The sequence below is a fragment of the Micromonospora sp. CCTCC AA 2012012 genome (assembly GCF_040499845.1).
Classification (GTDB): Bacteria; Actinomycetota; Actinomycetes; order Mycobacteriales; family Micromonosporaceae; genus Micromonospora; species Micromonospora mangrovi.
This window is the reverse complement of sequence record NZ_CP159342.1, coordinates 4,686,758-4,700,860: the sequence shown is the minus strand read 5'-3', so window position 1 is coordinate 4,700,860 and position 14,103 is coordinate 4,686,758. Positions and strand designations below refer to the sequence as shown.

The 14,103-nt window shown below is 66.7% G+C and carries 13 protein-coding genes; 9 read left to right on the top strand and 4 right to left on the bottom strand.

Translation table 11 applies throughout. The features are described 5' to 3' along the window. The first annotated feature begins 24 nt into the window (after positions 1 to 24). Together ABUL08_RS20835 and ABUL08_RS20830 are read left to right on the top strand one after the other, a co-directional pair. The gene (locus ABUL08_RS20835; protein ID WP_350931618.1) at positions 25 to 987 is read left to right on the top strand and encodes a hypothetical protein; all 963 of its coding nucleotides are present in this window, start codon (positions 25 to 27) and stop codon (positions 985 to 987) included. Further along, on the top strand, positions 974 to 2,233 hold the full coding sequence (locus tag ABUL08_RS20830; protein WP_350931617.1) for an XRE family transcriptional regulator: 1,260 nt from the start codon (positions 974 to 976) through the stop codon (positions 2,231 to 2,233). Before ABUL08_RS20835 ends, ABUL08_RS20830 begins: the two co-directional genes overlap by 14 nt. Before the next feature lie 84 nt (positions 2,234 to 2,317). Here ABUL08_RS20830 and ABUL08_RS20825 read toward each other — a convergent pair whose 3' ends face one another. Then, on the bottom strand, positions 2,318 to 3,619 hold the full coding sequence (locus ABUL08_RS20825; RefSeq protein WP_350931616.1) for an MFS transporter: 1,302 nt from the start codon (positions 3,617 to 3,619) through the stop codon (positions 2,318 to 2,320). 58 nt (positions 3,620 to 3,677) lie between these two features. On the opposite strand from ABUL08_RS20825, the gene ABUL08_RS20820 reads away from it, so the two are divergent. The 4 genes from ABUL08_RS20820 to ABUL08_RS20805 all read left to right on the top strand — a co-directional run bounded on the left by ABUL08_RS20820 (position 3,678) and on the right by ABUL08_RS20805 (position 9,086). Then, positions 3,678 to 4,637, top strand: a complete 960-nt coding sequence (locus ABUL08_RS20820; RefSeq protein WP_350931615.1) for an ArsR/SmtB family transcription factor — start codon at positions 3,678 to 3,680, stop codon at positions 4,635 to 4,637. Between the two features lie 55 nt (positions 4,638 to 4,692). Beyond that, a complete protein-coding gene (locus ABUL08_RS20815; RefSeq protein WP_350931614.1) occupies positions 4,693 to 5,184 on the top strand; it encodes a winged helix-turn-helix domain-containing protein in 492 nt (163 codons plus the stop codon). Then, positions 5,114 to 5,767: a transposase gene (locus ABUL08_RS20810; protein WP_350931613.1), complete on the top strand. Its 654-nt coding sequence runs from the start codon at positions 5,114 to 5,116 to the stop codon at positions 5,765 to 5,767. The genes ABUL08_RS20815 and ABUL08_RS20810 overlap by 71 nt, the downstream gene beginning before the upstream one ends. A 1,888-nt stretch (positions 5,768 to 7,655) precedes the next feature. Next, the gene (locus ABUL08_RS20805) at positions 7,656 to 9,086 is read left to right on the top strand and encodes a DNA cytosine methyltransferase (protein WP_350931611.1); all 1,431 of its coding nucleotides are present in this window, start codon (positions 7,656 to 7,658) and stop codon (positions 9,084 to 9,086) included. Positions 9,087 to 9,089: 3 nt separating this feature from the next. Here ABUL08_RS20805 and ABUL08_RS20800 read toward each other — a convergent pair whose 3' ends face one another. Then, positions 9,090 to 9,521: a very short patch repair endonuclease gene (locus ABUL08_RS20800; protein WP_350931610.1), complete on the bottom strand. Its 432-nt coding sequence runs from the start codon at positions 9,519 to 9,521 to the stop codon at positions 9,090 to 9,092. Between the two features lie 188 nt (positions 9,522 to 9,709). Between ABUL08_RS20800 and ABUL08_RS20795 the strand changes: the two genes are divergently transcribed. From ABUL08_RS20795 to ABUL08_RS20785, 3 genes are all read left to right on the top strand, one after another. Beyond that, positions 9,710 to 10,825 (top strand): hypothetical protein, encoded by a 1,116-nt coding sequence (locus tag ABUL08_RS20795; protein ID WP_350931609.1) that lies wholly within the window; start codon positions 9,710 to 9,712, stop codon positions 10,823 to 10,825. Between the two features lie 56 nt (positions 10,826 to 10,881). After that, entirely contained in the window at positions 10,882 to 11,655 is a 774-nt protein-coding gene (locus ABUL08_RS20790) for a CBS domain-containing protein (protein WP_350931608.1), read from the top strand. Between the two features lie 107 nt (positions 11,656 to 11,762). Beyond that, positions 11,763 to 12,815: a hypothetical protein gene (locus tag ABUL08_RS20785; RefSeq protein ID WP_350931607.1), complete on the top strand. Its 1,053-nt coding sequence runs from the start codon at positions 11,763 to 11,765 to the stop codon at positions 12,813 to 12,815. Positions 12,816 to 12,974: 159 nt separating this feature from the next. Here the strand turns inward: ABUL08_RS20785 and ABUL08_RS20780 are convergent, their stop codons facing one another. After that, positions 12,975 to 13,514 carry a prepilin peptidase gene (locus ABUL08_RS20780; protein WP_350931605.1) on the bottom strand — a complete coding sequence of 180 codons (540 nt, stop codon included), beginning with the start codon at positions 13,512 to 13,514 and terminating at the stop codon, positions 12,975 to 12,977. Between the two features lie 207 nt (positions 13,515 to 13,721). Then, entirely contained in the window at positions 13,722 to 14,072 is a 351-nt protein-coding gene (locus ABUL08_RS20775; protein WP_350931604.1) for a winged helix-turn-helix transcriptional regulator, read from the bottom strand. Between the last annotated feature and the right edge of the window lie 31 nt (positions 14,073 to 14,103).

Below are 14,103 nucleotides of genomic sequence, written 5' to 3'. Positions count from 1 at the left end.
CCCGCAACGCCGCAACCGGACACCATGTGCGGCCCGCTCGGCATCCGCCGCTACCGCGGCGCACCGCAGATCACGCCACACAGCAGGCGGCGTGATCTGCGGGAACACGCTCACCGCGACCAAAGTGGCGTGATCGCGCTCAAAACTAAAGCACAGATGTTAGCCTTCTGCACGCAGGTAAAGCATGAGGGGAGAACCGTGTCGAAGAAGATTCGGCCGGCAGCGTGGGCAGCGTCCCTGTTCGGCCGCGACGTGGCAGCCACGCTGACGGAGGCCATTCCGGCGGCCATTCAGGCCGCCGTCGGACGGCAGATGGACGGCCACCACGCGGTCCGCCTGACGTCGCGCCACGCCTTCGGCGGAGGCTGGCCCGCGCGGTACGAGGAACTGGTCAACCACCTCGGCGAGGTCCCCGGCGCCCAGACAGTCCGCCCGTTAGGCAAGAGCTATCGCATCGTTGTCATCAACAACGTCGCCGTGCTGCCGGTTGAGTACGCGAAGGACCTCGCGACCGCCTACGACAGCCCTCGCGCCCTGAAGAAGATCAACAAGACGACGCTGGAGCTGGCGCGGCTCTTCGGCCCCAAACCCGATCATGAGCAGCCGGCCTTCGAAGGGATGGAGTACGAGTCGGACGCCCATGCCACCGACGTTCTGCGAGGGCTGGAACCAGACGGTATCGTGATCATCTACTACGCGGCGCACGAGCGGCACGGGCTGCTCAACATCGGATGGGGCCAGATCAGCGTGAGCCAGACCGGCGCAGCGAGCTGGGTATCCGCACAACCCCTCCTCGTCCCGTCCGCAGACCCGATCCCTGGGCTTCGCCTGGTAACCCAGCCGTCGGCCCCAACCGCGTCCCCGCGATTCGACCAGGCGGAGCTGGCCAGCCCGACGCTGCGCCCCCGTACCGCCACTGAGCAGGCCACCGTCAGCCCCGTAGCCGAACATAGCGACCACCAACAGCGAAGCGATGCCCAGAACTGACGAGCCCGATGACCTGTTCTCTGCCGGCGGTCTCCCCGTGGAGTTGCCCTCAGGGTCAGCCAGTGCTGTCGCCAGGCAGTTCGACTCGGCACGCCTGACACAGGCTCGCCAGCTCGCCGGGCTAACCAAGAAGGAACTCTCCGACCGAGTCGGGGTCAGCGCTGCGGCCATCGGCCAGTACGAATCAGGGGCCCGGCCACGACCCGAGATTTTGATCGCCCTCGCCGAACACCTCGGCTACCCCGTTGGCTTCTTCCAGGTCGGGCGTCCCTATGCCCGCCTCGACTCCTCTGCAGCGCACTTCCGCCATCTCCGTGAGACACGCTCATACCAGCGCGCCAAGGCCGTCTCCTTCACCGAGCAGGTCTGGGAACTCATCTACGCCCTCGAACGGCGCGTCTTCCTGCCCCACGTAGACCTTCCTGGGTTCGCCGGCGGCGAGATTCATCCCGGCGCAAGCCTTCCCACCGAGCCAGTCCAAGCCGCCCGAGCTCTTCGCCAGCACTGGAATCTCGGCACCGCGCCCATTCCGCACCTCGTGCGCACTCTCGAGGTCCACGGCATCGTCGTCGTCCATGCGCCAGCCGATGGCGACTTCCGTACCGTGGATGCTTTCTCGACCTCACGGCTACCGCGGCCGTTCATTATTATCAGTCGCGATCGATCCCAGGATGTATACCGGCAGCGCTTCACCGCCGCGCACGAACTCGCCCACCTCGTACTCCACGCCGACGCTCTTCCCGGTGACTCCAGGCATGAACGGGACGCAGACGCCTTTGCCGCGGAATTCCTCACTCCGCGCGACAGCATCACACCACTCCTGCCCGCAAGGGTGAACTTCGCGGCGTTCGCTGAGCTGCAGCGGACATGGGGAACGTCGATCCAGAGTTTGATCTACCGCTGCCGAGAAGTAGGTCTCTACACCGACACCACTGCGACTCGCGCTTACCAACGCCTCAATCAGTCCAAGCCGGCCCTCGAACCCATCGATGGCTTCCCCGGCGAACAGCCGACGATCCTAAGAAAGGCCTTCGAACTGGCCTCCGAGCACGGGCTGACCATCACCGCGCTGGCGCAGGAACTACACTGGCCACCTGAACGGATCCGGCAGCTACTTGGCACTGTCACTGACCGACCAATACTCAACCTTATAGCCGGCGGCAAGACGGCGGGGCACATGCCTCCGATAAGCGACCGCATTCGCCATTTGAAGGCAGTCAATGCGGACAGAAGTTACAGAGGTTGAAAGGTCAGGATTACTGCGGTTCGAGATCGAGGGTCAGACCGGTGGGTCCGAGTGAGAGTCGACCTCGCCGGGGTGACCGGGAAGTCAGGATCGGTGCGGCTGGGCCGGCGCAGGTTGGTGAGAGGCGGTCGCGCGGGCTTCTACCCGTCGGAATTCGGGTGATGTGACCGTTCGTAACGTCGCTGCGAGCACGAGGGCGCAGAGTGCTGCTCCGCCCAAGAAGACCGCTCTTACGCTGATCAGTTCCGCGGTGAAGCCGGCGACCAGAGCCCCGAGCGGCATTGATCCCCAGCTGGTCAGGCGGCTGACTCCGCTGTAGCGGCCCATCATCTCGTCGGGCACGACGAGTGCGCGCAGCGAGCTGTAGGTGACGTTCCATGCGCCGGAGCCGGCGCCGCCCAGGACGGTCGTCACGGCGATCAGCCGGGGGGACGAGGTGATCGCTGGTGCTGCCAGCAGCACGGCGAAGCTAGCCATCGACGTGGCGAGGACGACCTGCCGACCCAGCCGGCGAACCAGGGCGGGCGCGGCGGAGGCTCCCACGACGCCGCCCACTCCCAGGGCGCCGATCAGCAGTCCGTATTCTGAGCGGCTCAGGCCCATCGGCCCGGGTGCGACCGCATAGACGACGATGACCGCCATCCAGGCCGCCCAGCATCCGCTCGCCGCGCCGGCCACCAGCAGCAGGGTCCGCAGGACTTTTTCCCGCCACACGTATTGGATGCCCTCCCAGATGTCGGCGCGGAGGCCGGACGCGCTCGTCGCCGGTCTGGGGTAACCGTTGCTGCGGTAGTGGCCGGTCATGATTGCCAAGGCGAGCAGCGCGCCTGCATAGCCCACGCCGCCGGCGCCGAGCGCGACGGCCAGTCCGGCGGCGGCCAGCAGGCCACCCAGAGGCGGCCCGATGAACTCGTTGGCCGCGGTCTCGGTCGCGGTCAACTTCGCGAACGCGGATTCCATGCGATTGCGGGGCACGACCATCGGCACGACCGACATCCGGGTTGTGTCGGCGAACACCTCGGCGGCGCCGAGGAGCAGCGCCCCCGCATACAGGCCGGCCAGCGGCAGCATGTCGGCGAGGATGGCACCCACGAGCACGGCGAGGACCAGGGCCCGCGCGGCGGCCATTGTCATGATCAGGCGCCGGCGGTCGACCCGGTCGGCGAGCGCGCCGGCGAGCAGCGAGAACAACAGCCAGGGCAGAGTGTTAGCCAAGGTGATTCCGGCGACCAGGGCCGGGGAGTCCGTCATCGAGACGGCCACCAGAGGCAGGGCCAGCTTGACGACACCGTCGGCCAGGTTGGTGACCGCGGCGCCGGCCCACAGAGCCCTGAAGTTCCGCGCGCTCACGGTCGTCGGATCGCTTGGCTGGGTGTCGCTCTGCATGGCCAGGAGCTTGCGGTATCCCGCGCCGCCACCCTAGTTTTTCGACTGGAGGCGAAACGTGGCAGTGTTCCTGGTCGACGGCGATGTGATGGCGCGCGCGCGTTTCGGCAGTTCACAGCTCACCGAGACGTTGGGGGCGCTCAATATCCTGCGCCGGGGTCAGCCGCTTCCGTGGCACCGGGTCTGGCGGGACCAGCATGTCGATGCCTTCCATGGCTATCTCGACAGTGACCCGATGACCGCGGCCATTCTGGCGCACGCGATCTCGTCCTCCTGGATGGCTGACTTCCTGACGGTGCCGCCCGCCCGTCCGGACATGACGCTGGACGACGAGCTCGTGGAGCTGGAGTCGCTGCCGGACGACCGAATCCGTGAGGATCTGGCCCGCGTACGTTCCCCGCTGGCCCCGGAATTACGCGGTACAGGGTTGGCCAGCCGGACGGCCGCTCTGTTGCGCTGGGTCTGGCACCACACGATTGAGGCGGACTGGCCGCGCAGGCAATCGGTGCTACGCGCCGATGTGGTGTCCCGGATCTCCCGCCTGGGCAGGGACGGATGGTCCGGGGTCATCAACGACATGCGGCCGGGCATGCGCTGGCTCGGCGACGGCCGGCTGCAGGTCGAGGAGCGACCGTACCCACCGTGCGACGTGCGGGGCGGGACGGTGACGTTCTTCGCGGCTCACTGCCGGGGAGGCTGGATCTCCTGGAGGTTGCCCGACCGCTTCGGGATCGTCTATCCGGTGACGGGGATCTTCACCGAGGCGGCTCTCACCACGCCGGATCCTCTGCGCCGCCTGCTCGGGAACGCAAGGAGCATAGTTCTGGTGCAGGCGGCCGAGCCGGTCAGCACCACGGCCGTGGTCGCCGCGACCGGACTGCCGCTCGGCACGGTCAGTGGTCACCTGCGCGTGCTGACTGAGGCCGGTCTGCTCCAGAAGCGCCGGTCGGGCCGGGAAGTCCTCTACTGGTGGACGGATATAGCGCGGGCGCTCGTAGCCGGAGCCTCATCGTTCTGACGGGGGCTCGGCGTGTCGGCATGACCTTCGGGGATTGACCACGTAGGCCGGGGTAATGACGTATCCCGACGGAGGTGGGCTGTCCTCGCGGGGGCGGGCGAAGCGTGAGGTGGTACGGCGGCGGGCGGCCGGTTGGTTCGCTGAGGGCGTGTCGGTGCCGGAGGTCGCGCGCAGGCTGCGGGTGTCGCAGACCGCGGTGTATGGCTGGCGTAAGCGGTGGCGGGCCGGTGGTGAGGACGCTCTGGCCTCGAAGGGGCCTGGCGGGTCTCGCTGTCGCCTTGATGAGGCCCGATTGCAGCGCCTGGCCGATGCCTTGGAAAACGGCCCGGCGGCGCACGGGTTCGGTGCCGATCAGCGGTGGACCCTGGCGCGGGTGTCAGACCTGGTCACCCGGATGTTCCGCGTCCGCTACACGCTGCGCGGCACCGCGAATGTGATGTACCGGCTGGGCTGGTCGGTGCAGGTGCCCAAACACCGTGCGGTCGAGCGTGACGAGGCCGCGATCGCCGCGTGGCGTAAGGAGACGTGGCCTGCGGGAAAACGGTAGCGGCGCAGCGGCAGGCGTGGCTGGTCTTCGCGGACGAGGCCGGTCAGACGCTGCGCCCACCCAAGGTCCGCACCTGGGCCGACGTGGCCGCACCTCGGTCGTCCCGGTGTCCGGCAAGGGGTCCGGTCGGGTCTCGATCGCCGGGTTGACCTGTTACCGGCCCGGCGAGCGGTCCCGGCTGATCTACCGCACGATCGTGCACCGCGGCCGCAAGAACGAACGACGCAGCTTCAGCGAACGTGACTACATCGCCCTGCTCGACGCCGCCCACCAACAACTCGGCGGCCCGATCGTGTGCGTCTGGGACAACCTGAACACCCACGTCTCCGCCGCTATGCGGCAGATGATCGACGCCCGGGACTGGCTTCACGTCATCCGGCTACCCGCCTACGCCCCCGACCTGAACCCGATCGAGGGCGTCTGGTCTCACCTGAAACGCAGCATCGGCGACCTCGCCGTCACCGGCGTCGACCACCTCCTCGCGATCATCCGCAACCGGCTCAAGAGCATCCAGTACCGCCCCGACCTGCTCGACGGGTTCCTCGCCCACACCGGCCTGACCCTCGAACCCGACACAACCTGACCATTCAAGATCTGTAAGGGCCTCGACCGAACGGTTTCCCGTGCGGGCCAGCCCGACTGGGTGGCCCACAGTGACCCCCCCAAACGGTCTGAGCGACTCGGCCACTGCCCGCTGACGCGGCTCGACATGCCCACCGATCCGCTGCGACAGCGCCTCTGCAGCCCCATCGCCTGCATCGAGGCAAGGTGAGCCACCAAAGTGACGGGTTGACGACTGCTCCTCATCGTTCCAGGGGGCCCGGTGGTTAGCCGCCGCGAGCCGGCCCTTGCGGCGAACTGGGAGCTGCCCCGTGTACCAGCCTTCCGGTTCGCCAGAAGAAGCCACGACCACGGATATCGTGTGGATCGACCGCCACCGCCGGAGGATACGTGCGCCGGATGATGAGGTTCCAGCAAACGGTCGAGCGGCAGCGCGAGGAAGGCCGCCGTCATGGTCTCGACATCTCTGTGGCCACCGCTCAGGACCCCCTCGCTGACCTCGCCACCACCAGCGCCGCCGTTCTCGGATTCGCAAAGAGACGTTCGTGCGGTCTCATCTTCCGGCCGTCGACCCGGCCGACCTCGTGGCCCACTTCTAGCAGGCGGATGACGCGCAGAAGCGCGAGGTAGCTGCCGCTTCCCCTGCGGTGGTCAGCTTGGAGAGCGCCGGCCGGCTCATCGCGTCCCTTGCCTAAGCGGTGCGATGCGTCAGCCTCAACCACGAGCGGCTTACGGAAGGACGCCGCGACAAGTGGGGGGCCGTCGGTGTCCTCGACGACGCCAGTGACTGCCTGCCGCTGCTCGGCGAAGCCGTGGGCAACAGCCACACCACAGCACAGGGCGCTGTCGTGCTTTGGAGCGACGAAAGCGTCGTCTACGCACGACGCGCACTGAACCAGACCATAGCCAACCTCCGTGATGGCCGCTGGACTTTCGTCCCCCACGGTCGGCAGCCACTCCACAGAAAAGTCGCAACTCGCATGAGCGCTGACCTGAAGCTCCTGCCACAGGCGTGAACACCCCAGACGTCGAGCAAACACTGTCCCTAAAAGGGAACCCGACACTGGTCGAGGCAGGTTCCACGCCGACAGGGGTTGAGGCTGAGTCCTCCCTCGGCCCCACATCATGACGAGTTGACCGAATGGCCACGGCGACACGTACGGCGAGGGCCGGGAACGCTCGGGTTGAACAATCCGTGCAGATAGCGTTACATTGCGTCGCCTCGGGGGTTGCCCTGCGTCGACGGCCGGTTCTACCGTGATGACATCGCTGGGCAGGGCGGCTCCCCCCGTGGCCACCCTGTCCAGTCGACGAACCACTCTGTCGCACCAACCTGCCCCGAGTAGCATTCCGTGGGACAGAGGCATCATCGTCGACCTCATCAACGCGTATCAGAGCCTTCCGATGGACATCGCTGCCGTTCGCGCTGGTAGGTGCGGCGGACTGAGCCCATGCGGTCGCCACCCGGTGGCGAGCCCCAGAGGCCAGCGACTTTTAGGCCGCGGGACGGCGATCACCAGGAGGGGCCGACGCAGGCCCAATGGTCGTCGAGAGCATGGCCGGCCACCACGTCGCATGCTCCCCCTGTCAGCCATGAACGAGGGCGGCGTGCTGGCAGCCGGCGGCAGAGATCCTCGCGCCGGCGGTGACAGGGGAACGCGTTCTATCCAGCCCGGAGCGGCGCGGACGAGCCAGTTAGGGGCGCGCGCCGGTGGCCATAAGGGTGATCGCTCCCACGGACTGGTGGGCGAGCCGGGCGATGACTTGTCGAACGGGTGTAGGAGAGGATCAAATATGGCGGGCGCGTCATCCGGCGCGGCGGCCGTGACTTAGGTGCGGTCGGGACCAGAATTGGCCCTGCGGTAACACCGCGCGTACGCGGCGTGACGGGGCGGGTTGAAGGGGGCTGCGTGGTCACGCAACTGGCACTGCCATTGCCTGGACTCGAAGCCGACGTGGCGTCGTGCGCTGAAGTCGACTTCCTGTCCGTGCAGCAGCCGCGCGTGCTGGACCTCTTCGCTGGGGCTGGCGGCCTGTCCCAAGGGTTCCAGCAGGCCGGCTTTGAAATCGTGGGTGCCAGCGACATCGACCCGGACGCGTGCGCCACGTTCGCCCTCAACTTCCCGAACGCCCAAGCCATTTGTGGCGATATTCGGCTACCTGAGGTGCATGAACGCATCATCGAGGTGGGGCGGGGCGTTAACGTGGTTGTGGGTGGGCCGCCGTGCCAAGCCTTCTCGCAAGTTCGCAACCATTCAAGGATTATCGACGACCCGCGTAATTCGCTGTACCGGGAATTCGTGAAAACAGTCGGGCAGATCCGGCCGCTCGCATTTGTCATGGAGAACGTACCGGGTATGGCCCAGATGGGCGTCCTGGAGCAAGTGAAAGAAGACCTCGAGCTTGGCGGCGCCTATAATGTGCAGCCGAACCTTCTCGACGCCGCCGACTTCGGCGTTCCGCAGACCCGCAAGCGTCTGGTATTCGTAGGCTTACGAAGCGACCTTGGTGAGACGCCGCCGGTTTTCGAGGGTACTCATGCGACTCTCCATCTCGCCCTCGTTCGCCACGGGAAGGGCAAGTACGCTCTCGAGACGCGTCGAGACGAAATGCGGGCAACCGCACTGTTGAAGGCTCTGGAGGACCCGGATAATCTCGCCGTCGTCTCGGCTGACCAGGCGATTTCCGACCTGCGGAACCTCAAGGCGGGGCGACGCGAGGAGGCGATGCCCATTGGCGAAATGAAGGAAGCTGAATCGGCATACCAGCGCCTGATGCGGAAGCAGCTGGAGGGCAAGATATGGAACGTCAGCGTTCCTAGAATCAATTCAGACACCGTCACGCGACTAAAGGGGATCCCAGCCGGCGGCAATCATCGTGATCTTACTGAGGCCCTGACTGCTCGCTACATCAGTGGCGAGAAGTGGGGACCTAGTACTGACAGCGGCAAGCTCGGGCGTGCCCACTTCTATGCATATCGGCGCCTGCACCCCGCAGTCTGGGCCTGGACGCTGAACACGAAGGCCGACTCGGCTTACCACTACCGGATGCCACGCGCCCTCAGCGTCAGGGAGTTCGCGCGGTTGCAGTCTTTCCCTGACCACTTCGTCTTCAGCACCGACCCGCGGCGTGGTGCCCTGCCTGGACGCATCGACGGAGGGCAGGCACATTCTCGTTACCGGCAGGTGGGCAACGCCGTGCCACCGCTGCTGGCAGAGGCCATCGCACAACGGGTGAGAACCCTTATCATCGCTCGGCGCGAGCAGGGCGAGCAGGGCGGGCAGCCGCAGCAGTCGCCGCCCATCGAGACGTTGGTCGGTCTTGCTGAGGCCAGCGGCTAGCCATCATCGCGGCACGTCAGGCCGACCCAGCGCCCTAAGTGCATCGGTCACCGTCCGGGTAACATCACCAAGGTCTTCCTTGACGTGCGTGTCCCAGACCCTTAAGACCGTCCAGCCAATGGCCGCCAGCGCGGCGTCGTTTTTGACGTCCCTTTCCTGGTTCCGTGCGATCTTCTCCCTCCAGTAGGGACTGGCCAGCTGCGGCTTGAAATGGTCCGGGTGCCCGTGCCAGAAAACACCGTCCACGAATACAGCCAAGCGCCAGCGCGTAAAGGCGATGTCCGGCTTTCCGGGGAGAGTCGCGAGGTGAATGCGGTAGCCTGTCACGCCCGAGGCTCTCAATGCCTGCCGGAGCATGAGCTCGGGCTTGGTGTTCTTGGAACGGATGGCGGCCATCACACGTGAGCGTCCCGCTTTCGACAAGTGGTCTGGCATAGCTCCGTACACTCTGTCCAGGTCTCCTGAATCCAACCCGATCGCAACGGGCGACGAGACGCCTCGGTCCCGGATTGGCTGCTGAGCAACTATTGCACAACGTGCGCCACCTGCCACGGCATGCGCATGGACAGCTCGGCCTGCGGTGCGGGACACCGAAGGATGGGCATGCCTAGTACTCTCGGCGAGTGGTTGGAGACCAGGTGGCCATACCGGGACTGGGTAGTGCCCCCGGGGGCTCGACGAGCGAAGCTAGTGCCCGCGCCTTCGGTGAGGAGAACCGCGCCCGGCTCCTGAAACGATACTTCTCGAGCGCCGAGGCGGTGAACCCGGAGAACGCCTGGCGACACGTCTACCGCCTGCTGCTCTGGATCGACCGGACCACAGGCCTAGCCCACTGCTACGAGAGCGACAAGTGCCAGCCCGGTCGCCCCTGGTACGCGCGCAGCCTTGCTTTCCATGTCTGGTCTGCGGAGGCCCTGGGGGTCGCGCCGGGCGAGCTGGACAAGCACATCGACTACCTCTTTCGGCACGCCACCGCTGATCTGGCGCATGTCGCCGCCCGGAATCGTGCGCGCTTGCTGGATACCGTCTCTGGCCAGCGCCGGCCGTACGAAGGGATGGGGCTGCCCGAACCGGGTGAGGACCCTGAGCTGGAGTCGATCATCGCCGAGGTGCTTGACCCGTTCCTCGCGCAGCGGCCGTCACCCGCCGCCCTCAGGGAACTGGCGGAGAGGATCTACGCCCACGTCGGCCTGGAGAACAAGCGGAAGAACCTGGTCGGCGAAGGTTTCGAGGACACTGTGAGTGCCCTCCTGAGCCGCATCCCGGCCATCGCCCGCACCCACACCATTCATGTCCGCCCGCTGTTGCACCAGGTGCCGGGGTTCCGCAGGCCAAGGGCCAACAGCAAGCCGCGGCAGGTGGATCTCGCGCTAGTTCAGGGGGCCACCGGGAGGCGGACGCTCGTTTCCTGCAAGTGGAGTGTAAGAAGCGACCGGGAAGAGCAGTTCGTCAGCGATTTCCGGGACTATGCCGAGCTTGAGGAGGCTGGTGAGGACTTCGACTATGTGCTCATCACCAACGAGTTCGACCCTGCCAGGCTTGCTGCGGCTTGCGAAGTTCGCCGCCAGAACAGCCCGTTGTTCTCCGCCGTCGTCCACGTCAACCCGGCTGGACCCCATGCTGCCTATCGAGCACCCGTTCCTGCCCGCGGTAAGGGCATCAGGCGGGCGCTGGGACACATCGAGTCTGGACGTCTCGTCGGCCTAGACGGCTGGCTGAGGGACGTAGCCGGCCGATAGCCTCGTCGGGTTCCGACGCGCAGGCGAAGATCAGGGGAGGGGCACGGCTGAGCCGCATGACGCCGCAGCATCACTTCCTGCGTGTAGGCCAGGTGGTGCCGACTGACCAAGAGGTTGCCACTGTTGAGGTCACTACACTGGTCTCAAAGGCGCTCGCACTGATGGCTCGTTGCGGATTCGATCAGCTGCCGGTGACATCTAACGATGTGGTGGTGGGTGTGTTCAGCTACCGATCGCTCGCGCTGAATCTTGGGATCGTGCGCCGCCAGGACGACCCCCTGTCGTATCCGGTCGGCGATTTCCTTGAGGACCTGACGTTCGTCAGGTCCGGCTCGGAGGTCGAGGACGCGTTGGAGGCGATCCACCACAAGGGGGCGGTGTTGGTGGGTGATGAGGAGCGGCTGCTCGCCGTTGTCACTACCGCTGACATCAGCAGCTACCTGTGGACAGCGACAAGGCAGTTCATGATCGTTCGTGACGTCGAGCTGGCGACGCGCTACCTGGCCCGACGAGCATGCGCCACCGAGGACGAGCTCAGTGCACTCGTCGCTGCGGCCCGACCGGCAGGCGTGGAGGGCACCCCGGCCGAACGGCTGGAGGACCTGACCTTCGGCGAGTTGATTTCGGTGATCAATGGCCCGGAGCGTTTCGGCAGGGTCTTTAGCCGAACATTCGGTAGCAGCCGCGAGCTGGTCTTTTCCATGCTTGAACCCGTGCGCGACGTCCGCAACAAGGTCTTCCATTTTCGCGATGCAGTGACACCCGACGAGGTTGACCTGGTCATGAATGCCCGCGTGTGGCTGCAGCGCAGGGTCAGGATGTTGCAATGACTGCTCGCGCTTCAGCCCAAGCCCTACTTGCGGAGCGGTTGGACCGTGTCCGCGATGCGCGACACATCGTGCTGCGTGCCCCTGTCGGCTCCGGTATCACGACGACAGTGGCGGAATTCGCCGCGCGCAGCGCAGCTTCCGGTTTCGTCGTGGTCGTGTCGTCGCGTCGTGCGCTGCTCGAGCAGTGGGCCTTTGTTCTCGAGAGTCGCAATGCCGCGCCGGTACGCCTCCTGAAGCCTGACCTCGCCCTGGAACTCGCTAACCGACTGCCGGCAGAGCCTCATCGGGGCATCTTCCTCACCACCGTGCTAGACATCCGCCGCGGTCCCGTGCGGATCGCGTTGAAATCGCTACCCCTGGCCCTGGCTGTTCTCGACGCTGGTCCTCGACCGGACAGTTCAACCACGCCCGCCGTTCTCGACATCGTCGAGCAGGCTCGCCAGACCATCGTGGTTGACCAAGAACCGGGCCAGGGTCTGCCCACATGGCTCCACCACCCCACGCTAGTTGAGCTCACCTTGGACGAGGCCATCACCATGAGCGGTGACCGGCACCCCGATCCCGAGACGTACCCGGTGTCGCTCAGCCCCGCCGAGCGCTCGCTCTTCGAACAGGCAGCGAGGCTGCTGGACAAGCGCAACAGCACCCGCAGTCGCCCCGCTGTGCACTCAGCACTAATGCGACTCATCAGTACACATGGGACGAGCCACGGCGACATGAACGACATCGATATGGCGTGGAACCTCGTGGACTCCCTCGAAGCCCTCGGCCCAGACCCCCGGCTGGAGGCAATGACAGAAACGGTCCTGCAAAGGCACCGGTCCGGCCCGGTCATAGTGGTAACCGGACCCTTACGCGCCGAGGTCGAGTACGTACGGGACCACCTCGCCGCCCACGGCGTCCGCACCGAGCAGTTGACGTTGCACGAGCCACGGAAAGGTAAGGCGGTCGCGGGTGGCGACCGCCCACCTTCCGTCATCGTCGCCACCCGCAACGGCCTGGACGCTGATGAGTCGCTACTGCACGACGCCACACTGGTGTACTTCACTAGGCCCCAGAGCAACTCGGATCGGGTATGGCTCTTGAGTGCGTTACACACCGGCGCGGCTCGCGCCGCGATCATCCCTATCGACGGTCCGCTGGCCACGGCCGGCGACTGACCTGGAGAAGCCGCGCAGCTAAGTGCGCCGACGGGCGAGTGGTTGATGGTCCCCGTACCTGACGTCCCGAGTTCCGCTCCCCGCGCTGGTTGCGCCCCGAAAATCTGGACAGGACGTAGCCGTGGGGCACGCGCAACACACGCCGTTCTCGGCAAGTGATCAGCTGCCGGCTACGGCCGCCACGAGCGCCCCGGTGACCAGATACGGGCCGAAGGCGAGGCTGGGCGCGCGGCGCAGCGCTAGGTGCGCCAGCGCTTCGGGAACGGCGAGCACGAAGGGCAGCAGGCCGCCGAGCAACACCGTGGGCCAGCCGGTGGCGCCCAGCGCCGCGCCGAGCAGCGCGGCCAGCCGCACGTCACCCATCCCCATTCCGCTTCCCGCGACGAGGACCAAGGCCAGGTACAGACTGCCGAGCGCCGCCGCGGCGAGCGCCGCGGCGGCCAGCGTTCGGGCCTGGCCCGTGGCCGCCGCTCGGCCGGCCAGCACGACGCCGACGGCCAGGGCGGCGGCACCGATCGCGGGCGTGGGCAGCCTGCGGACCGCGACGTCGACGGCGGCGAGCAGCACGCCGGTGTGCATCACCACGAGCCAGACCGCCAGTAGCGGCAGGCCGCCGGAGGCGTCGCGCAGCAGCCAGGCTAGGCCCGCGGAGGCGACAGCCAGCCCGATGCCACACAGCTCCGAGGCGGCCACCAGCATCAGGGAACCTCTGACCGAGACACCGCGGGGTGCCGCGGTGCCGTCTCCGACCGCACGGGACGGTGGCGTCCCCGCGCTCGCTGGGGGGTTGGCCACCAGCCGGGTGTAGGCGTGTGGCAACGCCAAGCCGGCAAGGGCGCCGCAGCAGAGCGCCAGCCCCAGCGCCGAGGGGTTCATCAGCTGCCGTCGTCGTGGTGCGCGACGGGCCTACGCCGGCCCGGCGTCCGCGCCGGTCGGCTGCGCGTAGCCGTCGCGATAGGTGTCTGACCAGCGCCGCATCTCGCGCATGAACGATGAGAGCAGCGGCAGCAGGTGGGTGCCGGCGGCGGTCAGGGTGTAGGTACCGGCGCCCACGTCGTCGGTGTGGTGCACCAAGCCACTGTCGCGCAGGCGGCGCAGGGCGTCGTTGAGCGATTTCGAACTCGGCGCCGGGTGGATCTCGCGCAGCAGCTCTGAGAATCGCATCGGCCGTTGGCCGAGTGCCGTGAGGATCTCCAGGGTCCACCGCTGGGCGCACAGTTTGATCGCGTCGTGCACGGCGTGAAGGTCGTCGTCCATCCGCCTCCCCTCCCCGTCAAGGTCGGCCAGA